This window comes from Vibrio sp. 10N.261.52.A1, from assembly GCF_002876325.1.
GTDB lineage: Bacteria > Pseudomonadota > Gammaproteobacteria > Enterobacterales > Vibrionaceae > Vibrio > Vibrio chagasii.
Map to the genome: position 1 here is coordinate 1 of NZ_MCYD01000145.1, position 829 is coordinate 829.

At 35.8% G+C, this 829-nt stretch carries 1 protein-coding gene; it reads left to right on the plus strand.

Features of this window, described 5'->3' with window-relative positions; all coding sequences use genetic code 11:
* Positions 1–775 (plus strand): hypothetical protein (locus BCT81_RS01985; protein ID WP_206747996.1); only part of this gene is annotated, 775 nt, incomplete at its 5' end.
* Between the last annotated feature and the right edge of the window lie 54 nt (positions 776–829).

Here is an 829-nt window from a genome sequence, read left to right on the forward strand (position 1 = left end):
GCTTATATCATTGCTATCAATAAATAACAGCTCTCATGGATTGAGATCTAAATACGGTTTCAACATGAATAAAATATACTCGCTCGCACTTATTTGTTTCCCTTTTTCTGTACAAGCTGATTGGCAAGATGTTGCTGACTACGTGGGAGACACTTTTAATATTTCTATTAGTAAGGAAAACTACTTAGAACAGAACAATGATAACGACCTGACTTACACACTCTATGGTTCGCATAATTTCAATGATACTTGGCGTGTTTTTGGGCAATACGATAGTGATCTCTTTGGAGAGTTAGGGATTGGCTATTCCTTCATTCTTGCTGATTTAATCTACAACGAAGTGACGGTTGCAGCGGGCGGAAATTTAGACGATGTAGAAGTTTACAAATCTGGACTGTTTAGCGCTTTTGCTTGGGAAGGTGCTGTCTTCTATACCGACTTTACTGTTCAATATATAGATCGAGAGTTACATCATTTAAGAGCTGAAAGCATTTCCTTAGATAAAACCCTTGGTAGTTTTTATGAAGTGAATGATTGGCTATCTCTATCTCTCTCTTACACTCATCAAATGACTCATTATAAGAAATGGACACCTCATTTAGAAAAATTGCTAGTTTGTCAGCCTCATTGTTATGGTGATAATAGCTACTCTCATTATTTGAGCCCTGGTATCACCATATCTATATTCGGAGTCAAACCGACAGTTTCTTATAACTATTACTTTGATAATTCAGATTACAATAGTATCGATTTCAACCTAACGTTCGATTTTTGATTGCTCAGCAGTCGGTAGAACTTCTGTAATTTAGCTGAAAACTAAATATTGAAA